General features: G+C 40.7%; 20 protein-coding genes. 17 read left to right on the top strand and 3 right to left on the bottom strand.

The window, feature by feature from the left end:
- The first annotated feature begins 1,175 nt into the window (after window positions 1-1,175).
- The 11 genes from KKZ03_RS20650 to KKZ03_RS20700 all read left to right on the top strand — a co-directional run bounded on the left by KKZ03_RS20650 (window position 1,176) and on the right by KKZ03_RS20700 (window position 13,287).
- Window positions 1,176-2,669, top strand: coding sequence for a lipopolysaccharide biosynthesis protein (locus KKZ03_RS20650; RefSeq protein ID WP_243218625.1), 1,494 nt, complete (start codon window positions 1,176-1,178; stop codon window positions 2,667-2,669).
- A gap of 2 nt (window positions 2,670-2,671) precedes the next feature.
- Window positions 2,672-3,763, top strand: coding sequence for a glycosyltransferase (locus KKZ03_RS20655; RefSeq protein ID WP_243218626.1), 1,092 nt, complete (start codon window positions 2,672-2,674; stop codon window positions 3,761-3,763).
- A 1-nt stretch (window position 3,764) separates the two neighbouring features.
- A complete protein-coding gene (locus KKZ03_RS20660) occupies window positions 3,765-4,361 on the top strand; it encodes a DapH/DapD/GlmU-related protein (RefSeq protein ID WP_243218627.1) in 597 nt (198 codons plus the stop codon).
- Window positions 4,354-5,607, top strand: a complete 1,254-nt coding sequence (locus KKZ03_RS20665) for a glycosyltransferase (RefSeq protein WP_243218628.1) — start codon at window positions 4,354-4,356, stop codon at window positions 5,605-5,607. Before KKZ03_RS20660 ends, KKZ03_RS20665 begins: the two co-directional genes overlap by 8 nt.
- Window positions 5,604-6,824 (top strand): O-antigen ligase, encoded by a 1,221-nt coding sequence (locus tag KKZ03_RS20670; protein ID WP_243218629.1) that lies wholly within the window; start codon window positions 5,604-5,606, stop codon window positions 6,822-6,824. Before KKZ03_RS20665 ends, KKZ03_RS20670 begins: the two co-directional genes overlap by 4 nt.
- A 30-nt stretch (window positions 6,825-6,854) precedes the next feature.
- Window positions 6,855-7,724, top strand: coding sequence for a glycosyltransferase family 2 protein (locus KKZ03_RS20675; RefSeq protein ID WP_243218630.1), 870 nt, complete (start codon window positions 6,855-6,857; stop codon window positions 7,722-7,724).
- A gap of 14 nt (window positions 7,725-7,738) precedes the next feature.
- Window positions 7,739-8,818: an acyltransferase gene (locus KKZ03_RS20680; protein WP_243218631.1), complete on the top strand. Its 1,080-nt coding sequence runs from the start codon at window positions 7,739-7,741 to the stop codon at window positions 8,816-8,818.
- Between the two features lie 89 nt (window positions 8,819-8,907).
- Window positions 8,908-10,017 (top strand): glycosyltransferase family 4 protein, encoded by a 1,110-nt coding sequence (locus KKZ03_RS20685; protein WP_243218632.1) that lies wholly within the window; start codon window positions 8,908-8,910, stop codon window positions 10,015-10,017.
- A 7-nt stretch (window positions 10,018-10,024) separates the two neighbouring features.
- Window positions 10,025-11,155: a glycosyltransferase family 4 protein gene (locus KKZ03_RS20690; RefSeq protein ID WP_243218633.1), complete on the top strand. Its 1,131-nt coding sequence runs from the start codon at window positions 10,025-10,027 to the stop codon at window positions 11,153-11,155.
- Window positions 11,156-11,382: 227 nt separating this feature from the next.
- The gene (locus tag KKZ03_RS20695) at window positions 11,383-12,546 is read left to right on the top strand and encodes a glycosyltransferase family 4 protein (protein ID WP_243218634.1); all 1,164 of its coding nucleotides are present in this window, start codon (window positions 11,383-11,385) and stop codon (window positions 12,544-12,546) included.
- Between the two features lie 210 nt (window positions 12,547-12,756).
- Window positions 12,757-13,287 (top strand): transposase, encoded by a 531-nt coding sequence (locus tag KKZ03_RS20700; protein WP_243218635.1) that lies wholly within the window; start codon window positions 12,757-12,759, stop codon window positions 13,285-13,287.
- A 144-nt stretch (window positions 13,288-13,431) separates the two neighbouring features.
- Here KKZ03_RS20700 and KKZ03_RS20705 read toward each other — a convergent pair whose 3' ends face one another.
- On the bottom strand, window positions 13,432-15,516 hold the full coding sequence (locus tag KKZ03_RS20705) for a right-handed parallel beta-helix repeat-containing protein (protein ID WP_243218636.1): 2,085 nt from the start codon (window positions 15,514-15,516) through the stop codon (window positions 13,432-13,434).
- Window positions 15,517-15,747: 231 nt separating this feature from the next.
- Here KKZ03_RS20705 and KKZ03_RS20710 point away from each other — a divergent pair, with 231 nt between their 5' ends.
- The 5 genes from KKZ03_RS20710 (at window position 15,748) to KKZ03_RS20730 (ending at window position 20,745) form a co-directional block, all read left to right on the top strand.
- Complete coding sequence (locus tag KKZ03_RS20710; RefSeq protein WP_243218637.1) at window positions 15,748-16,539, top strand: WecB/TagA/CpsF family glycosyltransferase; 792 nt, start codon at window positions 15,748-15,750, stop codon at window positions 16,537-16,539.
- Between the two features lie 218 nt (window positions 16,540-16,757).
- Window positions 16,758-17,924, top strand: coding sequence for a nucleotide sugar dehydrogenase (locus KKZ03_RS20715; protein ID WP_243218638.1), 1,167 nt, complete (start codon window positions 16,758-16,760; stop codon window positions 17,922-17,924).
- 763 nt (window positions 17,925-18,687) lie between these two features.
- Complete coding sequence (locus KKZ03_RS20720; RefSeq protein ID WP_243218639.1) at window positions 18,688-19,320, top strand: hypothetical protein; 633 nt, start codon at window positions 18,688-18,690, stop codon at window positions 19,318-19,320.
- A gap of 114 nt (window positions 19,321-19,434) precedes the next feature.
- On the top strand, window positions 19,435-20,187 hold the full coding sequence (locus KKZ03_RS20725; protein ID WP_243218640.1) for an HAD family hydrolase: 753 nt from the start codon (window positions 19,435-19,437) through the stop codon (window positions 20,185-20,187).
- 51 nt (window positions 20,188-20,238) lie between these two features.
- A complete protein-coding gene (locus KKZ03_RS20730) occupies window positions 20,239-20,745 on the top strand; it encodes a DUF1993 family protein (protein WP_243218641.1) in 507 nt (168 codons plus the stop codon).
- Between the two features lie 99 nt (window positions 20,746-20,844).
- Here the strand turns inward: KKZ03_RS20730 and KKZ03_RS20735 are convergent, their stop codons facing one another.
- On the bottom strand, window positions 20,845-20,994 hold the full coding sequence (locus KKZ03_RS20735) for a small metal-binding protein SmbP (protein ID WP_243218642.1): 150 nt from the start codon (window positions 20,992-20,994) through the stop codon (window positions 20,845-20,847).
- Between the two features lie 121 nt (window positions 20,995-21,115).
- Here KKZ03_RS20735 and KKZ03_RS20740 point away from each other — a divergent pair, with 121 nt between their 5' ends.
- A complete protein-coding gene (locus KKZ03_RS20740; protein ID WP_243218643.1) occupies window positions 21,116-22,057 on the top strand; it encodes a hypothetical protein in 942 nt (313 codons plus the stop codon).
- Between the two features lie 3,055 nt (window positions 22,058-25,112).
- On the opposite strand, the gene KKZ03_RS20745 is transcribed toward KKZ03_RS20740, so the two are convergent.
- Window positions 25,113-25,388, bottom strand: a complete 276-nt coding sequence (locus KKZ03_RS20745) for a hypothetical protein (RefSeq protein WP_243218644.1) — start codon at window positions 25,386-25,388, stop codon at window positions 25,113-25,115.
- Window positions 25,389-25,414: the final 26 nt, after the last annotated feature.

Raw genomic sequence — 25,414 nt, forward strand, 5'->3', positions numbered from 1 at the left:
CTGATGAGTACTCAACCAGTATAAAATAATTAAACCAATCACTGATTGACGCTTAACAAGTACTGATCAGTGCCCGGCAATCGCTGATGGGCGCTCAACAATTACAAAATAGTAAAGCCAAGGATTGATTAGTATTCAGCAAGGCTTGATAAGTGCTCGGTAGACTCTGATTACCGTCCGGCAAACCCTGATGAGCAATCGACAATCATAAAAATAGTTTAGTCAACGATTGATTAGTGCCCGGTAAGCACTAAATACCACTATACCGAATCGACGTAATAGCATGCAGTTATGCTTAAGTTTTAGAGCTAAAGAACAAAACGCTTTGTTTGGTAAAGCCACTGGTTTTGTTATGGTCACCAAGCTCTGGTGGACCATAAATATTTTGCTTTTATATACCCGATTAATAAAAATATCAACTAAAATTACTGTGTCACGATCCATCTGCCGTCATACCCGCAGGGAAGCGGGTATCCAGTGCCAGGGATGGTAACAGAAGCAGGACGGGGTTTGTAACCGCGTCCCTCATGTTTAAAACCATTAAAGCTTGCAAACGTTTCGGTCGGGGTTACAAACCCCGACCGGCATCTGCCGTCATACCCGCAGGGAAGCGGGTATCCAGTGCCAGGGATGGTAACAGAAGCGGGACGGGGTTTGTAACCGCGTCCCTCAGGTTTAAAACTATTAAAGCCTGCAAACGTTTCGGTCGGGGTTACAAACCCCGACCGGCATCAGACTTAAAAAACCTAACCCCTATTTTCTGCTTATTTTGATTTTTTTCGTGCTTTTCGTGTCTTTCGTGGACAAAAGCAGTTGATCTTTATCTGACCATCAAAAGCATTAAAATGACTAATTTCACACTAATGACAGACTGCTATTGATAAAAAAACCACCATAAAGCATAATCAACCAAAGCCAATCACGGATGCTGTAATCAATAAATTATAAATTGCTGACCTGTTAATAATTGCCTTTGTCATATTATTGACCCAATAAAAAGCTACTATTGACAAAATAAAAGCGTAACCCGACCGCCACCAAGCCAAACTTGACTTCATAGCGCCAATAACAAAACACTCAGGATGCTGCCAACAATATGGATATAACCCCGGACAAACAAAACCAAAGCCTTGCCAGTAAAAAAATTTCCATGCTTAAAATATTGTAAATAATCCATGAATAAACCCTCAATCTTGCATAGCATTAAATGGAACTATTTTGGTGCTGTCATCAAAGGTGTTTCGCAATTAGGCGTGCTGGGTATAATGGCACGACTGCTAACTCCAGAAGAATTTGGCTTAATGGCTTTAGCGCTGGTTGCCATAAAATTTGGCAGTTATTTTTCCGATTTTGGTCTTGCTGCGGCAATACAACAAAAAAAGGAAATAAATGATTCGGATATACAAGCCTCATTTTGGTTTTCAACCATTGCCGGTTTATTATTCTTTTTAATCACTTTTGCCATAGCTGAGCCGCTAGCTGATTTTTTTGACTCCCCAAAATTGGCACCGGTAATTACTCTGGTTGCAATCAGCTTTATTCTGATTGGCGCATCCGCCACTTCCATGGGCTTGTTAAGGCGCAATATGCAGTTTAAATACCTGTCCATTGCAGAAACCATTATTTATTTAATTAGTAACGGGATTATTGGTATATCACTGGCATATTACGACTATGGTGTAACCAGTCTGGTAATCGCCTATTTAAGCCAGCAGTTTTTGTTTTTTTTGGCAACCTATGCAAAAACACGACATTCAATCAGAATTAATTTAACACTAGCAGACTATAAACACGTTCTGACCTTTGGCGGTGGTTACTCCATAGCCAGCTTTATGACCTTTATTGGCTCCAATATCGATCATATATTAATTGGTAAATTTTTTCCGGCAACCGAACTGGGCTTATGGAATAGAAGCCGAAATATTATTTCCATGCCTTCTTATAGTTTACTGGTTTCTATAACCGGCGTATTACTGCCGTCTTATTCCAAGTTACAACATGATAACAAACAGTTTAGTGAGCTTTATATAAAAAGCCTGATCATCGCCGGATTTTTTCTTATTCCCATTGGTGGCGGCATGTTTTCTGCCGCGCCACAGCTTGTTGAAGTTTTACTGGGTAAAAACTGGCCAGATGCTGTGCCGTTAGTGCAATTATCAGCAATATTTGTACCTGTAGAAATGCTGGCCAGCGTCGCAGCTACGGCATGTAGTGCTTTGGGCGCCTTATCCTTACAAATAAAACTACAAAGCTTTTTATTAATCTTATTGGCGCCAATCATGTTGTATTTCGCTTTGCAACATCAGCTTATATATATCTTAATTACGTTAACTGCGTACTACTGGCTAAGATTTATTATGTATATTTTAATACTTGGCAAAAAACTACAGTTAAAATTTATGATTCAAGGCGAAATAATAGTTTCTCAATTAATGGCTGCTACTTGGGTGGGGGCTTTAATTTATCTTACCGCGCATTATTTACCTCAAATAAATGCCTTTCAATTATTACCCATAGAAATTGCAGTAGGCGGCTTCGGCTTATTGCTGTTTATTGTAATGGGCCCGGCAAAACGCTTAAGGCAAATAATCCGTGTTTTTTTATACCAAAAGAAAACCAATAATACGGCTATTAAACTGGGCAAAATGATCTTAAAGAACGGATACTAACTATGAAAAAATTACGGCTTTTATATCTACCCATTGAAGATGTTGAGGGCGGGCAACGAGCCCGACGTAAAATATTCGCCGATATGGTTCAGGAAGGCCGGCTTCAGGCATTAGAGATATTTTCTTATGTAATTTATGGTCGAGAAAATGGCTGGAAATTAATGTGTCAAAAAATATATGAGTTAGCCCGTGACTTCCAGGCTGATGCCATATACTGGCAAGGGGTTTGGTATGACGGACCTTTGGATGAAGATATTCTCGCCAAAATAAAAAGCCTACCATCAAAACCGGCAATTTGTAATGAAAATGGCGATCCTTTTGGTAATTTTTGGGTAGTACCCTATCCAAAATCACTGTTGTCATTAAACAAATTTACTGACGTTTGCTTTAATGCAGGGTTGGGCCGTGCTGCCGAGTATTTTAAAAAAAAAGGTGCAAAGCATGTTTATTTGCTGCCGCATGGCTATGACAATGTATCATTCGGTGATGCAATCCCAGAAAAAACAAACTATAAAAACGATTTGGTCATGATTGCCAATCAATGGAAATCCAGAAGACCGTTAGCATCCGCACCAGGCGCAAAAACAAGACCGCTATTAATTGAAGCTTTGCAAGAAGAGTTTGGCAACCGGTTTGCGCTCTACGGTAAAGGCTGGGACAAATTTTCCTGTTCCAGAGGGCCTATTGATTTTTTTGAACAAACCAACGCTTATACCTCATCTCGGGTTGCTATTGGTTTACCGCAATTCAGCGACATTGATTATTACGAATCCAATCGGCCCTTTAACAGCATAGCCACTGGAACGCCTTATGTGTCGGGTTATTCGTCAAAATTTGATGAAATACTGAAAGACGGCCTACATTGCCATTACTTTAAAACCCCTCAGGAAGCCGTTGATAAAGTCAAATGGCTGTTATCATTGCCTGATCAGCAACGCATGGAAATGGGTAAAAAAGCCGCAGAATATGTCCGCGCCCATCATACCCAGCGTCATAGAATGGAAATACTGATTACTATTCTTGAAGAAGTATGGTCACACAAACACTTAAATACGAATTTCCCGGAACCAATAACCTCTTTTTTGGCGCAGTAGCATGTCGCTCCTATTAAAAATTTTTAACAAACTACGTTTTTATTATTGGCAGATAGTAGTGCGTATTTTATTTAAAATACATGGCGTTGTTATTGGAAAAAAATGTGAGTTTTTTGGAATTCCTATTATAGTTAGGTTTCCGGGCTCAAGAATAATACTTGGTGACCGTGTTGTTTTATGTTCGCACACAAAATTTACTGATCTAGGTCTCAATCACCCCATCATTTTAAGAACAATAACAAAAGAAGCAGAAATATTTATTGATTCAGATGCCGGATTAAGCGGCACAAATATATGCGCAGCCAAACAAGTTACAATAGGCAAGGAGGCACTAATTGGTGCTAATGTCACCATATTTGATACCGACTTTCACACAAAAGAGCCAATAAATCGAAGACATTGCAATGATCCAAATAAAATTGCAACCGGTGCTGTTATTATTAAAGACAACGTTTTTATTGGTACTAATGCATTAATTTGCAAAGGGGTAACTATAGGTGAAAATAGTATTATTGGTGCTGGTTCAGTTGTAGTGAAAGATGTAGAAGCATCAAAAATTTATGCAGGTAACCCCGCAAGAGAAATAGGCAATGTCTAATAAAACGAAAATACTTTATATTCAACACTCGGGAGCCAATGGCGGAGCCCCGATGAGCTTGTATTATTTATTGGAATATGTCAAAAAAGACTACGAAATAGTCGTTTATTTTACTGAAGATGGGCCAGCCGTAGAATTCTATAAAAAAAATGGTATTAATTGTGTTGTTGACAATGTGTTAGGCAAATTACCCCATTGCACGATTGAAAATCAGTCATTAAATCCATTTGGCTTTAAGTTTTATCATGATGCAAAATCTTATCTAACGCATTATCTTAAATTACTGCCTACTTATCTCAGGATGCGGCAAATAATAGCCAAGGAAAAACCCGATATTGTGCATTTAAATTCTTCGGTATTGATTGCCGAGGGTTTGGCAACCCGATCAACCGGTGTGCCCTTGGTTTGGCATATGCGTGATTTTCTGGAATATGGTCATTTCAGGCTACGTTATAACTTCTTAAGAAAAATAATAACCCACTGTAGCACAGTAGTCATTGGCTTGTGCGAATCAGAAATTAAGCGTATTTCTCCAGGAGACAAAGGAGTTGTGATTCCAAACTTTATCAATTTCGATAAATTTGATCATCACAAAGTTGATAACGTAAATTTACGGGAACAACTGGGGATACCGTTGGACACAAAAATAATTGCTATTTTAGGTTGGAATACCCCTGCAAAAGGCGCACTGACATTAATGCAGGCATTTGCGGAAATAAGCAACCAACACCCCAATACCGTATTAGTGTTTTTTGGCGAAGGACAGCAGCAAGCTGGCAAAAGCAAGTTTAAAAATGTATTGCGATTTCTGGCCGGAAAAAAGAACCTTAGAATTGAACTACAAAAAATAATCGATACCTTTTCATTGCAACACCGGGTATTTTTCCCCGGTATTATTTTTGACATTGCCGGTTATATTGCCGAAGTGGATATTATCGCCGCGCCTTTTACACAACCGCATTTTGCCCGTCCTATTTTAGAAGCAGGAGCCATGAAAACCCTGGTAATCACCAGCGATATTGATGGTACGCGGGAGATGGTTTTATATGGTAAAGCCGGCTATCTGGCCAAGCCGGCTGACCGTATTGATTGGACGCGTCAATTGGATTTGGCATTATCCACTGATAATCAAGACAAAATCGAATTAATGTTTAGTAATACGCAACGCACCTATAATTCAGAAATTAATGCTAATAATAGCATTGCAATCTATCGTAATATTTTGGCTAAGCCAATTAAGTTATGATAAATAATTTTAGATTTAAAAAATTAACCTTATTAGTATTCTGTCTTTATCTGTTCTGGGGTTTCTTTGGCATTGATATAACAATAAATAATGGCGGCGACAGATTGCCTTTGCATAGGGTTTTTATTCTTTTGACGTTATTTATTTTTGCTTTTAATATCAAGGAGATTGTTTATTGTTTGATAACAAACAAGTTACTAGTGGGATTGATACTTTACATTTTAATGTCTGCTGTATGGTCGACTAACCCTAGTGATACCATTAAAGGCTTTGTTTTTTTATTCTCATCCCTTGTCATCTCCACAATGACAGCGTTAGCTTTTAGAGATAACCAAATCAAATTTGTCAGGGGGCTGTTTTGGCTGTGCTTTTTAATGATAATTGCAAGTATAATAGCCGCCATCAAATTCCCACAGTACGGCATTAATGTAAAAGACTTTGCTACCGTTCGCTGGATTGGAATTACCGACCATCCTAACAAATTGGGAGCTCTGGCTCTATCATCCATATGGCTATCCATTAATTTGTTTTACTTAAGTACAAATAAGCTTGAGAAAATCATTTCAATTACAGGCATTATCGCAGCCATTTATGCTGCATTTCACGCTGATAGTATGACAGGTATTATTGCTGGATTTATTGCCATATTTTATACCTTATATGAATATGTATTAGGGACAAAAAGTCCTCCTGTAAAAATAATTTTTTTTACTATTACTTTATTAGCTGGCCTTGTTATTACAACTTTTTACATGAATTCTTCAGAAATCACCGACCAAACACTTGCATCAAGCGGCAGAGATGCCTCATTAACAGGTCGTACAAAATTATGGGAAAACGGCTTTAACGCACTATCTAATCATCTGATTATAGGATCAGGATTTGATAACCTTGATGGCTTAACTAAAAAATATCATATGCGTATGGCACATTTGCATAACGGCTATATTGAACTTTTAGTTAAAGGAGGATTGATCGCTGGACTTTTAGTTTTTTTCATATTACTAAATACTTTTGTTAAACAACGGGCGTTAAAGAAACACCATAGTCCCAACTTTGTTTTATTATCTACTGGGTTTGTTTCTATATTGATACATAATCTGGCCGAATCTTCTCTATTTAAAGGATTTAACAGCCTAAGTCTGTTATTTATTTTCATTCTTGTTTCTACGAGTGTAGTTTATTACGAATTAATGAATAAAAAAAACCATGTATAACAGTCTAGTCAATTTAACCAAGTACTCAATATGAAGACCATTTGGATTTGCATACCTGTTTTTAATCGCGTTGATTTTACTATTCAATGTCTCGCTTCTTTAAACCATCAAAATTATAAAAATTTTAAAATAGTTATTTGTGATCATGGCTCTTCCGATGGCACTTCTGAGCGAATTAAAAATGAATACCCTGAGATTGTATTGCTGTCCGGCGATAGTAGTTTATGGTGGACAGGTGCCATTAATGTTTGCGTCAGATATGTATTTGAACATGCAGATATAGACGATGGGCTGCTAACCTTGAATAATGATACTGAATTACCGTCTGATTACCTCCAACAACTAGTTAACTGTAGCCATCAATATCCAAACAGTATTATTACTTCGGTAATACACGACATTAAAACTGGTGAACTGGTTGATATTGGTTATCGGCAAAACTGGCTGCTGGCAACGGCCAAACCGGTTAACTTTGAAAAACACCCAGTCGTTAACGATAACGATGTCATTGAAATAACCCATGCCTCAGGCAGAGGCTCGTTGTTTCCCGTGAATATTTTTAAGCAAATTGGCTTGTATGATGAAAAGCATCTATCCCATTATGCTGCGGATTATGATTTTACTTTTAAAGCTGCACGCGCAGGTTACAAAATTTACGTCAGTAAAAACTGCCGGGTATTCTCATACGTTGATGCAACCGGTATGACCACGGTGCTTTCACAATTTTCTGTAAAAAGTTTTTTGGATTATTTTACCGGTACGCGCTCACCGGCTAATTTAAAAACACGTTTTTGGTATGGCTGGAATAATTGTCCACCATTAATCTTACCTGTTTATGGAATTGTCGATTTCATGCGAATTACCGGCAGTTACTTTAAACATTTTTTACAAAAAAATTAAACACAGCCTTTATCATGATAATAATACCGAAGGCATCAACAAAAATTGATTCTCTCCAAGCCATAAGGGCATTTGCTGCAATTGCAGTCATGTTATTTCATGGCACACAAATATTACATGAGAGATTGCATTATTTATTTTTGAATAACCTGTTTATACCGGGCTTTTCCGGGGTAGATGTTTTTTTTGTTTTGAGTGGGTTTATTATTTTTTATACTTCCAGCCCTGAAAAAAGCAATGTTGGTATTTTTTTAAAAAAACGTTTTATTAGAATTTATCCCATATATTGGATTGTTACAATATTGCTAATTATTTCATTCCTTTTCTCACCGTCATCTGAGCAATCTTATAAAAGTGATCTTGGTATAATTTTAGGTTCATTTTGGTTGTATCCACAAAAACAATATATTGTCGGTGTTGCCTGGACATTGACTTATGAGGTTATTTTTTATCTTGTTTTTGCCTTAACCTACCTTAGAAAGCCAATATTTTTGTTATATGCGTTTATTGGTTGGATAACGGCAATTCTACTATTTTATTTTTTTAATATAAAAACCAATATTTTTGCAATCGATGTATTAACAAACCCGATTATTTTGAATTTTTCTTTTGGCTGTCTAGTGGCTTTTGTATACAAACGACACTCAGAAATTACTCATTCAGAATGGTTTTTTTGGGGAGGGCTGATACTGTTTGTTCTCATGTGGTCAATTTTTTATCAACTAAAATCATCCAACGCTGAAGCTTTTACTGACGATATGGCCAGAGTTTATTTATTCGGTATTCCAGCCTCCCTATTGATATTTGGAGCTTTATACCTACCCATGGCTGTGCCCGGATTACTGGTCTATTTGGGTGATGCCTCCTATTCGCTTTATCTTGTCCATGGCACAGTTTTATCTATCTTGATTAAAATTGTTCTTAAATCAAACTATGGAACTCTCTTTGCTAATTTTTCCGGTGCAATTATTCTATTTATAAGTACGCTAGCCATTAGTTGCTGTTTTTATAGTCTGGTAGAAAAAAACTTATTGATTTATCTCAATCGGGTATTAGTAGCCCCTCGAACACTGAAATATCCAGTGCAAAATTAATGGGGATGTTTAATTGAACAGCACCATGAAAATCTGTCTACTTTTTTCATGGATATATCGGTAAATTTGAACTGCAAGGAATAAGATCAGTGGCTCCAATTATTAATGCAGTACTTGTAACCAATGTACCAGCACCTTATCGTATTCCTGTCTGGCGTCGACTAGCCGAGATGCACGATATCAACCTTAAGCTAATTTTTTGTGCGCAACCCCATATAGATACCTCTCTTGATGCAGCTGATTATGGCTTTGACAACTATTTTTTGACCGGGCGTTATCAGGCCATGGAACGCCGTTTTATGCATAGCGATTTTGGGGTATGGTCGCTGTTAAATCAATTACAGCCGGATATCGTCATTACCACAGGCTATATACCTACCTTTTTGTTTGCATTTGCTTGGGCAGTCGTTCACGGTGTTCCGCATATCGCGATGACCGATGGTACGGCATCATCAGAAAAAACACTATCCCGGCTACACCGCCTAGTCCGTCGTGTTGTTTTAGGACTCAGTACAACATTTGTTGGGGCTTGTGAAGGTTCAAATGATTTATTCAGGCAGTATCGCGTAATAGAAAATCGCATACACAAATCTTGTCTATGTGCCGAAAATGAGCGGTTTTCTTATCCAATTTCTGAATCACCCGTTGACTTTATTTTTTGCGGACGTTTTTTGGCGCACAAGCGACCGCTGTTTGCATTGCAAGTGGCCCGTGAAGTAGCCATTCGCTTGGGAAGACGAACTTCCATTGATTTTGTTGGCAGTGGCGAACTGGAAGCTGAAATGCGTGCCTATGCCAATGAAATCAAAGAGCATGTTGACTGCCGCTTTCTCGGTTATGCCTCACAGGCAGAATTACCGCAGCGCTACGCCGATGCCAAAATATTTTTGTTTCCCTCTGAATGGGACCCTTGGGGCGTGGTTGCCAACGAAGCCTGTGCCACAGGCCTGCCGGTGATCGTATCGCCGTATGCGGGGGTAGCCGGTGAACTAATAGTTGATGGCATTAATGGTTATATAAGAGAGTTGGATATTGGTCAATGGTCAGAAGCATCAGTTAAATTACTCACTGAAGCAGGGCTTTACAAGCATTTTTCAGAAAATAGCAGAGCACAAGTTGCTGAATATAGCTTTGATAATTCTGCTAATGGATTGGCCAATGCGATAAAACAAGCTTACGGATTAAAACATAAGGAATAATGCTCACATGACTCAACCCATCTTGATAGCAACTATCATGCGCCCACAAGGTGATACCGGTGTCCAGACACATTTTCAGGCTTACATTGAATATTTGTATCAGACAAAGCAGCCGTGCGAACTGATCACTCCTTATAACGAGCCACTTTGGCAAGTTTACCCCATCTTTGCATTGCGTAAACTACTAAGAGGCGAGGTCAGTGTTTGGTGGTACCGCTACTGGCATGCTTATTTTTTACGACTGGCGTTGAAGTATCGCCTGAAATCAAACACTGAATGCGTTATCTATGCCCAATGCCCGCTCTCGGCAGCAGCTGCGCTTAGAGCACGAGTATCTCCAAAACAACGGGTAGTGATGGTAACTCACTTTAATGTCTCGCAAGCCGATGAATGGGCAGGTAAAGGTTTAATTGTAAATGGAGGTAAATTTTACCGATCAATCCAGCGTTTTGAAGCAGTGGTACTGCCAAAACTTGATGGTCTGGTGTTTGTTTCCAAGTTTATGCAAAAGGAATTAATCAAGCGCATTCCTGCGCTTGTAGACGTAGCTTCTGCCGTAGTGCCCAACTTTTTGCCTGATCCCGGCATACCAGAACCGCAACAACCGATAGCAGACCTGATTAGTATTGGTACTCTTGAAGCACGTAAAAACCAACAGTATTTGCTGGAAATTATTGCCGCATTGCGTGCATCAGGAAATGCCTTGACACTAACCATCATCGGCGATGGGCCGGATAGATTGCTTTTGGAGAACAAAGCCCGCGCCCTAAAAATCGATGATCTGGTCCATTTCGCCGGGTTTGTCAGTAATGCCGCCGAACAAATAGCTTTGCACAAAGCCTGTATTCATGTGGCGACCATAGAAAATTTACCCGTCACCCTTCTTGAAGCCTTGGCGCGTGGGCGCCCGGTGTTTGCCGCACCGGTTGGCGGTGTTCCTGAAGTGCTGGGTGATGGTGCTGTAGGCTTGGCATTGCCATTAAATGATGCCCACGCCGCTGCCAGAATAATTGCCGCTGCCATGAGTAATCAGCAATGGTTGGCAACAGCCGGTATTGCTGCACGGGAACGGTTTCTTAAAAACTATACCAGCGCTGTAGCTGCAAAAAAACTTACCGGGTTTCTTAAAGCCTTGTAGGGTGATGCATAGGATGAGCCGCCTATCAATCAACAAATTGATGGGCATCGTAGCCTCAGCCCATCCTATATTTGCATAAAGCAATTGGTGGGTATTGTTGACTCGGTCGAGGCTGTATTTAATTAAATTATTGATAGGATGGGCTGACGAAAGATGCCCATCATTTGCGAGCGATCCAGATTTTTTCTCAACATATCCTGTTCGCCCCCTTTTTTTAAAGTGATCTTATGAAAATTTTGTTTATCCATAACCATTATCAACAAGCGGGTGGCGAAGATAATGTGGTTGCCGCCGAAGCCAAGCTCCTGGCAGACCACGGCCATGAGGTTGAATTGTGGAGTGTTGATAATAAAGATTTGCCTGGCGGTTTAACCGGTAAGGTAAAAACCGCGCTGACCACCAGTTATTCATCTGCCAGCAAAGCGATTGCCAAGGACAAACTGCAATGCTTTAAACCTGATGTGGTGCATGTGCATAATTTTTTCCCGCAAATCAGTCCGTCCATTTATGATGCCTGTCTGGAGGCCGGGGTGCCGGTGGTGCAAACATTGCATAATTATCGGTTGATTTGTCCTGGTGCGATGTTGATGCGGGACGGTAAAATTTGCGAGCAATGCATTACCGGTTCGCCTTATCAGGCGGCCTGGTATGGTTGTTATCGGGGCTCAAAACTCGGTAGTTTGGTGGTGGCGCATATGGTGGCACAGCATCGCCAGCAAGGCACCTGGCAACATAAGGTTAGCCGTTTTATTGCCTTAACCAATTTTGCCAAGGGCAAGTTTGTTGAGGCAGGATTTCCGGCTGATAAAATCCTGGTTAAAGCCAATTTTGTTGCAGATCCTATGGAGGAAGTGCCTGGTATTGATTGCAGCCTACCGGCTTTTGCCTTGTTTGTTGGCCGATTGAGTGAAGAAAAAGGCCTTAAAACCTTATTAAAAGCCTGGTCGACAATGGCTGACAAAACCGTGTTAAAGGTCGCCGGTGCCGGACCGCTTGCCGAGTTATTGCCCGGCAAAAACAATATCGAAGCTTTAGGCTTACAAGACCCAAAGCAGATTGGTGAGTTAATGCAACAAGCGGCTTTTTTGGTATTGCCTTCCGAATGGTATGAGGGCTTTCCGTTAGTATTGGTTGAGGCTTTCGCGCATGGTTTGCCGGTATTGGCTTCCAATTTGGGCAGCATGGCCGATATTATCAAGGATGGCGAAACCGGTTTATTGTTTACACCCGGCGATCCAGAGGATTTGGCCAGCAAGGTAAAATGGCTATTGGCAAATCCGTTAAAAGCGCAAACCTTAGGCGACAATGCCCGGCGTACTTTTCTTGAAAAATACACCGCCGAACAAAATTATACCGAGTTAATGGCGATTTATCAGGATGCCATGGCTTGAGGTAATGATGCTTTATTCAAATATAGGATGGGCTGAGGGTGCGATGCTTATCAATTCATTTAATTTAATTTAATTTAATTTAATTTAATTTAACAAAGCATAGGATGGGCTGAGGCAACGATGCCCATCAATTGATTGATTGATTGATATGTTTAATTTATGATGGGCATCCTGCGTCAGCCCATCCTATGGATCATTTAATTTAATGATATGACAAACTATCGCCGTATTTATACCCCTGGTGCGACTTGGTTTTTTACCGTTAATCTTGCCGCTCGTAACAATAATAAATTATTAATCGATAAAATTGAGCAATTGCGGCAAGCTTTTCGATATGTCAAACAGAAACACCCTTTTATCATCAATGCCGTTGTTATTATGCCGGATCATTTGCATTGTATTTGGACACTTCCTGTTGGAGACTCTGATTATTCAACACGTTGGAGCTTGATTAAAGCGCATTTTTCGCATGCTATAGAAAAAGGTGAATTTATTTCAGCAAGTCGGCAACGTAAAAATGAGCGAAGTATATGGCAACGTCGATTTTGGGCGCATTTAATAACCGACGAGAACGATTTTAATCAACATATCGATTATATTCATAACAACCCCGTTAAACATGGTTTAACAAAGCGAGTAGTTGATTGGCGTTATTCAAGTTTTCACCATTATGTGAAACTTGGCATTTATCCTTCAACGTGGGGATGGGTAAGTGACTTTGATATTAAAACGGGTGAATAATTGATTTAAACAATATAGGATGGGCTGAGGCAACGATGCCCATCAATTGATTATGATGGGCATCAAATATATTTAATTTATGGATGGGCATCCTGTCGTCAGCCCATCCTATAGGCTGATGTTATACGGATATATCAAGGATTGTTACGGAAGCAAGCCTATATCGGTTGCTAACGGTGTAAAGCCAATGCTATCAACCGGAGAACCTGAACAGGTAGTCATTTGCTTGTTGGCAATGGTCACACAAGGATCAGCCACAAGGCTATTTTTTTCAATGCCTTCTGCTATCCACTGCTCCCAAGTAGCAGTTCCCAAATCTTTGTTCGATTCTGATATTTTATACTCAATTTTAGGTTTACCACTAGTAGCCAAGACGAGATTATCAGCAATAACTGTTGAATCTATGGGTACCATATAACGTAATGATGCGCCATTTGGCTTGGTAGTCATAATAATATTACGTTCTATGCGGTTGCCTTCAGGCCAGGTTTTATTGTGCATTGGAACAGCCAGTCCCGGATATTTCTGTTGCCAGATAGCGGTTTTATAAGGAGAGGCATCCAGTTGACTCTGCATGTCATTCCAATTAAAAGTTGGCCAGCGATTATCCAGCAAAATAGCGAATTCACTGGTACTAAAGAGATTATTAGCAATAACATTATCTCGACCACCGCCTATTAGTAGTGCCATTTGTCCGGCATTTTCAAAAATATTGCTACTGACCTCATAACCACTGGCACCATCATCCAGATAAACACCGCGAGCACCACCCGTTCCATAAACAACCTGGTTGTTTGCCAAATCCAGTTTTGTCATGCCGTAGCCGATAATGTCATGCAGGTAATTATTACGAATAATATTGCCCCGCCAGGACCAGTTACGTCCGGTATAAACAGACCCACAATCTGAAGTTTGCAGACAAAAATGATGAATTTCATTTTTTTCAATTAAATGATCATTACCGGCAATGGTAATGGCATTATGTGCGCCCTGCTCCAATAAATTATGGGTCACGGTAACCCCGACACCTTTAATTTCAATAGCAGGTCTGTAGGTCATTACCACTTTGGACATATCATGAATATGATTATTATTAATGATATGTCCGGAAGCTTTCAGGGTCTTGGTATCACCACCAGAAACGGTAACTGCTGTCGCTCCTATATCATGAATTTTACTGTTGATCAGTTGCACACTTTGGCCATTGATTATTTCCACGCCTAAACCACCAGTGTTGTTGACATCCAGATTATCCATCACAACATTGGTGGAATTTTTTACGGTAATTGCTGACCCCGTGCTGTGTTGAAAACTGATATTCTTAAAAGTTACGTTACTGATACCATCGGCAATCAGAATTTTTGGCTGCGATGATAAAATAGCCAGAGTAGGGGTTATTCCAGTGGGGGGAATAAAACTGACTTTTTTAGTCGTTGGCTCATAAAACCACTCGCCGGGCGCATTGAGTAACGAAGCCAGATTTTGGATATAAAAGCGTCTGCCACTGACCAAAGGATAAACCGTTGCTGCCGATAATTTGACGGCATTATTTACGCCGTCAATTGAACTGATGCCAAGATATTGATCATACCAGTCATTACCGGCAAGAATATGTACCTGGGCGTTGCTGTTATTGCCGGTTAAGGGTGGCATTGCCTCCATTACTGTAAATGTGGTAGTTTGATCTAACGGCAGTTTAATGTGCGCCCAATCTTTATCCGGCCAACGCGCCACTTCCAACCTTTGACCATTAACAAATAATTCAAATTTTGGGCCATTACCCTTGATACGGGCATCATAATGGGCAGTACTGGCCGGCAGCGTGGTAACCGGGCAATCCCAAAAGGTAGTGTCGCGTTTTTTACAGGTAATGGGTAAGCCACCACTGATGGTTACTTTTGCACCCGGCTGACCTTGCCAAAGTATTTCTTTGCCCGGCATTCCGGAATCGATCAAGTTAAAAGTCAGCGGGTTATTTAAGTAATAAAGGCCACCGGCAATGTTAACGGTGACTTGATCAGTAAATTGTTTGGTTTGCTTTAGGGTTCTAATGGCCGCTTTAGCGCGTTCCAGGGTTTTAAACGGGCCATTGCTGCGTGCGGCATTGGCTTGTTGTAAATTACCTGTCCAGGTATCATTGCCATTAGGATTAACATAAAAATCAGTTGCCATGGCGGTGCCACTAAAGCACAAACAGGCGGCGATATAAATTCCGGGGATATTTTTCATATATTTTTCTATTTTAGCTATTGTAATTATAAACTTATGGCAATCATGAACCTTATCAAAGATTAACTCAAGAACACATTAAATTATCGTAATTAATATTTTTGGCTGGTATTTTCCAACTGTCTACTATACTGTAACTCCTGATTATTAAAAGACCATGAAAAACGCTATTCGGATTTTAAGCTGACATTAACGCGCTAATTACTTTCTTTTTTATTGATAAATCAAATAATGCAGAAATCTTCTGAACAAAACCCTGGCTCAGTAGCTATTTTGGGCTTAAATTTTCCGGTGCTTGATTACCGGGCAACGCTTAACTTGTTTAAACACTGGATAACCAAGCAAGAACCCCATCAAGTCTGCATCGCCAATGTGCATACCCTGGTTACCAGCCTGACTGATACCGCGTTAAGGGACATTAACCAGCAATCGTTAATGACCATGGATGGTTTGCCGTTGGTTTGGTATGCCAAAGCCGTGCATGGGGCCGTTATTAAAGAACGTGTTTGTGGCCCTGAGTTAATGTTGCGCTGTTTGGACGAAGGCCGCACGCACGGCTGGAAACATTTTTTTATGGGTGGTAAAGATGAGGTGTTAACTGATTTGGTCAGTACCATGCAGGCACGTTTCTCTGGGGTGGCTATTGTCGGTTGGCATTCTCCGCCTTTTCGGCCCTTATCTATTGAGGAAGATACCCAGTTGGTTGCCTTGATTAATGAGCAGCAACCTGACTTTTTATGGGTAGGCCTTGGCGCACCCAAGCAAGAAAAATGGATTGCCGAGCATTTACACCGTGTTACAGCACCGGTACAAATTGGCGTCGGCGCAGCATTTGATTTTCATTCCGGCCATGTAAAGCGGGCACCGGTATTGATGCAAAAATCAGGGTTGGAGTGGTTATACAGAATGTTGCAAGACCGGCGTTTAATTAAACGCTATTGCGCTACCAACCCGGTATTTTTGGCGCTGTTTTTGCGGGATGTTGTCAGGGTTAATTGTCGTAAAATACTGGGCAGGGTGTGATTTTTGTCCACGAAAAACACGAAAGCCACGAAAAAAAACTGATTTCTTGTTCCCAAGCTGGAGCTTGGGAACAAGAGCAGCTCTCTCGTTCCCAAGCTTTCTGCTTGTGTACCAGAATAATCTCTCGTTTCCTCTTCGTTCCTCGTTCCCAAGCTGGAGCTTGGGAACGAGGAACGAAGAGGAAACGAGGCAAAACAAAACTTAATCCATAAATCATTATGAAAATTGCTATTGCTGGTACCGGTTACGTAGGGCTGTCTAATGCCATTTTGCTGGCACAACATAACGAAGTCGTCGCTATTGATATTATCGCTGAAAAAGTTGCGCTGCTTAACCAAAAAAAATCACCCATTGAGGATGTCGAGCTTGAAGATTATTTAACCAACAAGCCGCTTAACCTTAAAGCTACGCTGGATAAATTTGAAGCTTATACGGGCGCTGATTATGTCATTATCGCCACACCAACGGATTATGATCCTGAAACAAACTACTTTAATACCCAATCAATTGAAGCGGTTATTAAGGATGTAACGGCTATCAACCCGACTGCGGTGATGATTATAAAATCGACTGTTCCTGTCGGTTACACTGACAAGTTAAAAGCACAATTAAATTGTGATAATTTGATTTTTTCACCTGAATTTCTGCGTGAAGGTCGAGCGCTTTATGACAACTTGCATCCCTCACGTATTGTCATCGGCGAGATTTCTGAACGGGCACAAACGTTTGCAAAATTATTACAGCAAGGTGCGGTAAAAGAAAATATCGCGGTTTTATTTACCAACTCAACGGAAGCAGAAGCTATCAAGTTGTTTGCCAATACTTATTTGGCTATGCGTGTTGCTTATTTTAATGAGCTTGATACTTATGCCGCGACCCATGGCTTAAATACCAAGCATATTATCCAGGGTGTCAGTCTTGATCCTAGAATTGGTGATCACTATAACAATCCATCGTTTGGCTATGGTGGTTATTGTTTGCCTAAAGATACCAAGCAATTGTTGGCCAATTATAATGATGTACCGCAAAACCTTATTAATGCTATTGTCGATTCCAACACAACCAGAAAAGATTTTGTCGCAACGAGTATTATCAAATATAACCCCAAGGTGGTAGGAATATACCGCCTGATTATGAAAGCCGGCTCTGATAATTTTCGTGCCTCAAGCATTCAGGGCATTATGAAACGAATCAAGGCAAAGGGCATTGAAGTGATTATTTATGAACCGGCTCTTAAGGAGCAAGATTTCTTCAACTCAAGAGTGGTTAATGACCTGGCGCTTTTTAAACAAGAAGCGGATGTGATTGTCGCTAATCGCATTACCGATGATATCCTTGATGTTATTGACAAGGTGTATAGCCGTGATTTATTTGGAAAAGATTAATATCCGGGGGATAGGTATCTACACAAGTAAAAGCAGCGTCATTCCGGCAGGGATTGCCGGAATCCAGAGCGCAGGGATGTGAAAAATCAAACCAAAGTTAGCTTAATATCGCTAAAATTTGGTTCCCTCGTTCGCAAGCTCTCGGCTTGGGAACGAGCTTTGTAAAGCTCTTGCTTCATAATCTTGATTAAGCTTGAGCTTCGAGTAGAGGTACCCAAGCTGGAGCTTGGGTACCAGGGAGATTAATCCCTCGTTCCCAAGCTCTCGGCTTGGGAACGCGCTTTGTGAAGCTCCTGCTTCATGATCTTGATTAAGCTTGAGCTTGTCGAGTAGAGGTACCCAAGCTGGAGCTTGGGTACCAGGGAGATTAATCCCTCGCTCCCAAGCTCTCGGCTTGGGAACGCGCTTTGTGAAGCTCCTGCTTCATGATCTTGATTAAGCTTGAGCTTGTCGAGTAGAGGTACCCAAGCTGGAGCTTGGGTACCAGGGAAATTTTAGTGGCTGGTGTCATCATTGAAAACAGCAGCCAAATCGGGTGCCGAGATGGCATTAATTAACCACTCTTTCCTCGTACCCAAGTTCCAGCTCATCTTGTTCAGTCATATAATCCTCATCGATTTTTAGGTGATTATACCCAAGGATAGATTCCATAAACGGGCTATTTACTGCCTGCAATTTTCTGCTTTTTGTTAGTATTGTAAATGGGTAATCGATTTACCATGTTAAAATCATGCGCATTGTATAAGAGTATGTGGAGAAGAAAATGACTGATGATGAATTGAAGGCCTTGGTTGCCAGTCTTGCTGTTGACAGTAAAAATATACATGAGGCGCAAAAGGCAACTGACGAACAAATGAAGCGTACTGATGAACAAATGAAACGTACTGATGAACAAATGAAACGTACCGATGAACAAATGAAACGTACTGATGAACAATTGAAGCGTACTGATGAAAAGCTTGAGCGCATCGGCATTAATCTGGGTAATATCGGTAAAAATCAGGGCGATGTTGCCGAGGAATTCTTTTTCCAAAGCCTGATAAAAGACAATCATTTGGGCAAGATCCACTTTGATGACGTGGTAAAAAACATGGAAAAGCATCGCGGTCAACTTCAGGAAGAATATGATTTAGTGATGACTAATGGCGATGTCATCGCCGTTGTTGAAGTGAAATACAAAGCCCATAAAAATGATCTGGATAAGCTGGATCGTAAAATGAAAAATTTTAAAAAACTGTTTCCAATCTATCAGGCATTTAAACAGTATGGCGCTATAGCTGCTTTTCATATTAATGATGATGCCAAAGAAGAAGCTTTACGGCGCGGCTATTTTGTTTTGCAACGTAGCGGTGATTTGGTGCATACCGAAAGCGGCGAGCATTTGACGGTATTGTAAGCACATAGACTCTACTTGTTCCCAAGCTGGAGCTTGGGAACAAGGATAAATCCAACTTGGGAACAAAGGCAACCAAGCAATGCTATAGCCCCCTCCCCTTTAATATATACCACTATGAACAATTCAATTATTTATGCGCTGGATTTTGATGGCGTAATCTGTGACAGCGCTGTAGAAACGGCAATAACGGGCTGGAAAGCAGCTGGCAGCATTTGGGGCGATATGCCCAAGACCGCACCTCAAGCCATGATTGATCAATTCCGGCTAGTCAGACCGATTATAGAAACGGGTTATGAAGCCATATTGGCAATGCGTCTGCTTTATCTGCAAGAGCCTGTAGAGGCGATATATAGCGACTATGGCAACAAGATACATGCGCTGTTAACAGAGGCAAAAATCTCCACTGATGAGCTAAAAAAACTGTTTGGGGAAACCCGTGATGCCTGGATTGCCGACGATTTAACCGGCTGGGTCAATATGAATCCGTTGTTTGATGGTGTTGCCCAAAAGCTGCGTGAAATTGGCCAACAATATCCCTGGTATGTGATCACAACCAAACAAGAACGTTTTGTTAAACAGATCCTAAAAGCCAACACCATTGAGCTGGCGGATGAATGTATTTTTGGCCTGGATCGCAACATGAATAAAATGGAAGTGTTATCCGGACTGTTGGAAACCCATCCAAACAAAACCATTTATTTTATGGAAGATCGGTGGCCAACGCTGTTGAATGTTTTAAATAACAATGAGCTGGCAAGCGTTAAATTGATCTTTGCATTATGGGGTTATAACACCGCTCAAGATAAGGCGTTAGCTGCAGAGCAAGCCGTCACCTTACAACAACTTGATAGTTTTCTTGTGCTATAGTCATAGCTGGAAAAAAATTTAAGTAAACCCGCTATTTACCGGAGTAATTGTATGCCAATGACCATTTACCAAGCCTCTATCCCTGTTTTTATACGTATGCTGGAAAATTTATCATTGATATTGGATAAAGCCGTCGTCCATGCCGAGGCGAAGAAAATCGATCCGTCTGTGTTTATTGAAGCACGTTTGGCACCTGATATGTATCCGCTTAATCGACAAATACAAATTGCCACCGATGTAGTAAAAGCTTGCGCTGCAAGACTTGCCGGTATTGAAATACCCAGTTATGAGGATACTGAAATAACTTTTCCAGAACTACAAACCCGTATTGCCAAAACCATCGCTTTTTTGCAAAGTGTCAGTGCCGAGCAAATTAACGGCAGTGAAACACGAACCGTCACCTTAAAGTTACACGACAAAGCCACTGAATTTTTAGGCCAGAATTACCTGTTTAATTTTGTTTTCCCCAATTTCTATTTTCATATGACAGTGGCTTACACCATTTTAAGACATAACGGACTGGAGATCGGTAAAATGGATTTTGTCGGCAATTATTAATTGCGACATGTCTTTTTAACTATAGATTTTCTTAAAATTTTATTCCTGAAAATCTATAGTTTAGATTCAAGCATTTTTCGCTACCAAACCAGCCAATTTTTATTGAACAGCTTTAAGATGCGTTACTGCCGCTTGGGCGTGTTTAAGCGCTTCGGTGATGTGGCTCTCTTCGACATAAGCGCCAAATGAACAAATTGTTAAAATAATAGCCAGTCCAAAATTGTTAAGTTTCATGTTATTTATTTTCATGTTTTCTTCCTGTCAATACTTCGGACAGCTTTGATTTGATTTGATTAAAAATAGTCTGGAAGCCTCCAGCATGCGAAGAGGTAGTCAACGACGATAACAGCCCAACACGCCAAAGGCTTCCATGCACTTAACAGAACTCATTCTGCAGCAAATGTCCAGCGTAGAAAAACCGCAGCGTAAATTTATGTCCATCTTGCTAACAACCCTGACGTATCTGCCGGGACGGATGAATTTTAGAAACCTTGGCCGTTATAGTTCTCTGAATGAAAAAACCTTTTCAAGATGGTTTCGTCGCTCGTTCGATTTTGTTACCTTCCATTTTTTACAGGCAACGGAAGAGATTCATGGTGAACTCCTGTCTCACTCGACCTACTTTAAATCACTTAAGTCTTCAAGACGCGCCAGCATGCTTGAAGCAATCGAACGGCAAAGCTATAAAATCCACTGTGAACATTTAACCTTCTATGGCATTGATTACCTAAAATCATTTTCTGAGCTTGATGAGTATGCAGTAGAAACCGCTGACGGACATTTTATTGACCATCAAAATAGTCACAGTCGCCGGCCAGAAAAAAACCTCTATGCGTATGACAAGGCTGTTACAAACTTTCCTTGGTGGACAAAACAGAAAGGCCATCAAAATTACATGATATCCGTTTTAAAAGAAAATTCAGTGGCAACATGGGTAGAATCGATTGCCATTGATGGCAGTAATCCTATCAACACAGGTATTGAAGGCTACAGTATTTATGAAAACCAAGGGGTAAAATTTAATGTCGTACATTACCGTGACCCCGAAACACAAAAACAGTACCGCTTTGTAACAACTTTACCAAAATTAATGAGCCCTGGCATCATCGCTATCCTGTACTACAAGTGTTGGACGATTCAAAAAGCCTACAATAACAGCAAGAGTAACCTGAAAGAAAAAAAGGCCTGGTCTTCTTCGATAAAGTCACTCAGCAATCAAATGCGTCCCACGGCCATGACTTATAACTTAATGCGCGTTTGTGAAGAAATTTCAAAAATACAAAAGCCAACACGCATTCCATCCATCGGATAAAAAATATACCAAAGCTCTTGAAAAAATGACAGAAAATGGCGGCTTTGTTAACCCATTATTGTTTCAAGCAAGAATAGTCCGTATCAGCTCATATGCCATTCGAGCCGTTCAAAATGCAATAATCACTGGGATGTCTTGGTTCGGTCTTATGTGCGCACTCATGGCTCGATGAGTTGCTGGATAGGCGAAAATATGGGAACACTGATGATTTTTTTGTGTATTGAAATATCGAGCGCACAAACTTAGTGCGTCTATGATTCCTGAAGGAACCTTAATTAGTGGGGTTTTGGTGGTTTTTTTACTTTTTAAATGCAATCGAATGTTTGCAATATTTGAACAGAAAGTGGTGGCTCTGAAAAAGTTGAACCGCCACTTTACCGCCAATCGTTAATTTATAAATCTAAATTATATATAAATCAATGAGTTATATGGTGGGGCGGGGACAACCGAATATTGCCCTGTATGCCTTATTATTAAAGGGTTTTAGTGATTTTCAGATTATGAGTTACTGTAAATGTTACTGCATAAATGATTCGTGACTCGTTTTTTTTTGCCAGTATCTTGTTTTTTAGCGGCAATACCTACCAGGCTTCCAGATAAATAAGAAGGGAGCCAAAAACAGGTAAAGCTGTGCTGTGATGAATCGGTAGCCACTAAAAATAATAATCCCGTACCTTTCTTTATTACGCCATGAGTAGCGGGGTAATTGTGTTCTGTGTGCATCTTGATCCAGTTGGTTGTTGATACCAGGTATTAATATTCTGGAATGTAATTATTTGGCCGTAACCTTGAATGACGATCCAGATGGGAGCCAATGGCCCGTGCTGACTGCATGATGATCCAGACGAGAACCAATGGCCGGTACTGATTACCTCTTGAGCCCGTGCCTATACAGAACGCGCCATAAGTAGCGGGGTAATTTCGTCTGTGTGTATCCTGATCCATTGGGTGATTGATGGTTATGAGTTATCCATAGCTGATTATGACTAATCTTGTTGCTTATTGAGCTGATGTCTTAACCAGTCAATACCACCCAACTCAATGAACCTTGTGAGCTGCGCCTCAGTAAGGCGCAAAGAGGTAACTTTGGCTCTATCTTCTGGCTGTAAAGGTTTGCGCCCAGCACCTTTAGCGCGTGTTTTCTTCGGTTGTTCCATAGTTGATCACCTATCAAAGTAATTTATGACGATATTATCAGTCACCGCAAGCATTGCGGATGACATTTATTAATATTGTACTACATAAATAAAGATGACTGTCAACTTTATATGTGATAATCAAAAACAGGCTACAGGCCATACATACCAAGCCTTTCAAGAAGTCAAGTTATTTATGTAATACGTTAATTACTTCGCATAATGGGCGTTATGTTAAATAAAGTATTACATAATTAGTCGCAAGCGTTGCGGCATTGTTTACCCAGTGACTCAAGAGCCACGTTGTTACCTGTCATTGTGATTTCTTTTAGATTTTTAGACGATCCAGATGGGAGCCAATGGCCGGTAAAGCCGTGCTGTGATGAATCGGTAGCCATTAAAAATAATAATCCCGTACCTTTCTTTATTACGCCATGAGTAGCGGGGTAATTGTGTTCTGTGTGCAGCCTGATCCAGTTGGTTGTTGATACCAGGTATTAATATTCTGGAATGTAATTATTTGGCGGTAACTGTGCGGCTTGATTCAGATGGGAACCAATGGCCCGTGCTGATTGAATGACGATCCAGATGGGAACCAATGGCCCGTGCTGATTGAATGTTGACCGGACGGGAACCAATGGCCCGTGCTGATTGAATGACGATCCAGATGGGAACCAATGTCCGGTGCTGATTGAATGTTGACCGGACGGGAGCCAATGGCCCGTGCTGATTGAATGACGATCCAGATGGGAGCCAATGGCCGGTGCTGATTGAATGTTGACCAGATGGGAGCCAATGGCCGGTGCTGATTGAATGTTGACCAGATGGGAGCCAATGGCCGGTGCTGATTGAATGACGATCCAGATGGGAGCCAATGGCCGGTGCTGATTGAATGACGATCCAGACGGGAGCCAATGGCCGGTGCTGATTGAATGTTGATTCAGAAGGGAACCAATGGCCTATGCTGATTGAATGTTGATTCAGAAGGGAACCAATGGCCTATGCTGATTGAATGTTGATTCAGAAGGGAACCAATGGCCGGTACTGATTACCTCTTGAGCCCGTGCCTATACAGAACGCGCCATAAGTAGCGGGGTAATTGTGCTCTGTATGCAGCCTGATCCTGTTGGGTTTTTTCTATTCAAAACCTCATGCGTAAAAATAACCCTTGTGCGGGCAAAGGGCTATATGCCCTATTTAGAGATTATATAGCCCCACCACATCAATACCGATTTACCATATCTACTTGTGGCTTTTTGTATTTTCAAAAACAAGCGTATTGTAAATTTAGCTATGCCGGGCAAAGGGTAGGCTTTCAGTATAGAGATTTATACGCCCCCCAATGGCCCATCAAATTATACTGAAAAGAATGACGTATTTACGTTGGTTTTTATCTGCTTCTGTTCACTTCTTTAAACTTATAAAAACATATTCTAGCCCTACCCTATGTGTCAGTTCTGGGGAATCTGGGGAGCAAGGGGCTTAGCCCATGCGTGGTGTGGCTTACAGCCTCCCCATGCCGGTCTAAATTCTGGGGAACTCCCCAGAATAAAATGGGGAGATGGGCCTTTTATGCGATTTATTAGGCTGAATAATAGGTTTTAATAGGTTTTCAATCTCGTTCTTGCTCCCCACTTTTTTGGGGAATCTCCCCACAATTAAAATACTTTTGGGGAGCAAGAAAACCATACTATATAAGGGCTATAGCCCTATCTCCCCAAACTCCCCAGAAAATATATATAACCCCCCTTTATATTTTTGTTATCAGGGGCAGGCTGTTAATAAAAATCGGCGCTTGATTGATGGAAAATATAATCAGAATTACATAAGGCGATTGCATCAACTACCTATTGGCGCAACCATAAAGGGTACGGGTGATAAGGCTATAACACCCTATCACCCAATTATTTGACTGGTTTTTAATGCTTGGTAGGGTTACTCGGTGCTCTTTGGCTGCTGGAAACCTTGGCGGCTATTATTAATAATTCGAAAGGGTTAGCGCACTTAAAAAAAGTATATCCAGAGTCGCCCTCGTTGCCATGCCAGATAAATAACTCATCCCCCAGGATAATAGACGCTGTTTTTTTGGGGTTACTCATCTCCTGCATTTTCTTCCAGACTCCTACTTTTTTCATGCGGTTGATAATAAAGCCATCATCACGGCTCATGGTTAAATTTGATTGTTTAGGTATCATTACTTGTATCCTTTAAAATTATTTAC

Source organism: Methylobacter sp. S3L5C (assembly GCF_022788635.1).
Classification (GTDB): domain Bacteria; phylum Pseudomonadota; class Gammaproteobacteria; order Methylococcales; family Methylomonadaceae; genus Methylobacter_C.

Bases quoted from the DNA above. Each gene is read 5' to 3' on its own strand.
- KKZ03_RS20650 (WP_243218625.1), top strand. From the start codon at position 1,176: ATGAATAAACCCTCAATCTTGCATAGCATTAAATGGAACTATTTTGGT.
- KKZ03_RS20655 (WP_243218626.1), top strand. From the start codon at position 2,672: ATGAAAAAATTACGGCTTTTATATCTACCCATTGAAGATGTTGAGGGC.
- KKZ03_RS20660 (WP_243218627.1), top strand. From the start codon at position 3,765: ATGTCGCTCCTATTAAAAATTTTTAACAAACTACGTTTTTATTATTGG.
- KKZ03_RS20665 (WP_243218628.1), top strand. From the start codon at position 4,354: ATGTCTAATAAAACGAAAATACTTTATATTCAACACTCGGGAGCCAAT.
- KKZ03_RS20670 (WP_243218629.1), top strand. From the start codon at position 5,604: ATGATAAATAATTTTAGATTTAAAAAATTAACCTTATTAGTATTCTGT.
- KKZ03_RS20675 (WP_243218630.1), top strand. From the start codon at position 6,855: ATGAAGACCATTTGGATTTGCATACCTGTTTTTAATCGCGTTGATTTT.
- KKZ03_RS20680 (WP_243218631.1), top strand. From the start codon at position 7,739: ATGATAATAATACCGAAGGCATCAACAAAAATTGATTCTCTCCAAGCC.
- KKZ03_RS20690 (WP_243218633.1), top strand. From the start codon at position 10,025: ATGACTCAACCCATCTTGATAGCAACTATCATGCGCCCACAAGGTGAT.
- KKZ03_RS20695 (WP_243218634.1), top strand. From the start codon at position 11,383: ATGAAAATTTTGTTTATCCATAACCATTATCAACAAGCGGGTGGCGAA.
- KKZ03_RS20700 (WP_243218635.1), top strand. From the start codon at position 12,757: ATGACAAACTATCGCCGTATTTATACCCCTGGTGCGACTTGGTTTTTT.
- KKZ03_RS20705 (WP_243218636.1), bottom strand. From the start codon at position 15,516: ATGAAAAATATCCCCGGAATTTATATCGCCGCCTGTTTGTGCTTTAGT.
- KKZ03_RS20710 (WP_243218637.1), top strand. From the start codon at position 15,748: ATGCAGAAATCTTCTGAACAAAACCCTGGCTCAGTAGCTATTTTGGGC.
- KKZ03_RS20715 (WP_243218638.1), top strand. From the start codon at position 16,758: ATGAAAATTGCTATTGCTGGTACCGGTTACGTAGGGCTGTCTAATGCC.
- KKZ03_RS20720 (WP_243218639.1), top strand. From the start codon at position 18,688: ATGACTGATGATGAATTGAAGGCCTTGGTTGCCAGTCTTGCTGTTGAC.
- KKZ03_RS20725 (WP_243218640.1), top strand. From the start codon at position 19,435: ATGAACAATTCAATTATTTATGCGCTGGATTTTGATGGCGTAATCTGT.
- KKZ03_RS20730 (WP_243218641.1), top strand. From the start codon at position 20,239: ATGCCAATGACCATTTACCAAGCCTCTATCCCTGTTTTTATACGTATG.
- KKZ03_RS20735 (WP_243218642.1), bottom strand. From the start codon at position 20,994: ATGAAAATAAATAACATGAAACTTAACAATTTTGGACTGGCTATTATT.
- KKZ03_RS20740 (WP_243218643.1), top strand. From the start codon at position 21,116: ATGCACTTAACAGAACTCATTCTGCAGCAAATGTCCAGCGTAGAAAAA.
- KKZ03_RS20745 (WP_243218644.1), bottom strand. From the start codon at position 25,388: ATGATACCTAAACAATCAAATTTAACCATGAGCCGTGATGATGGCTTT.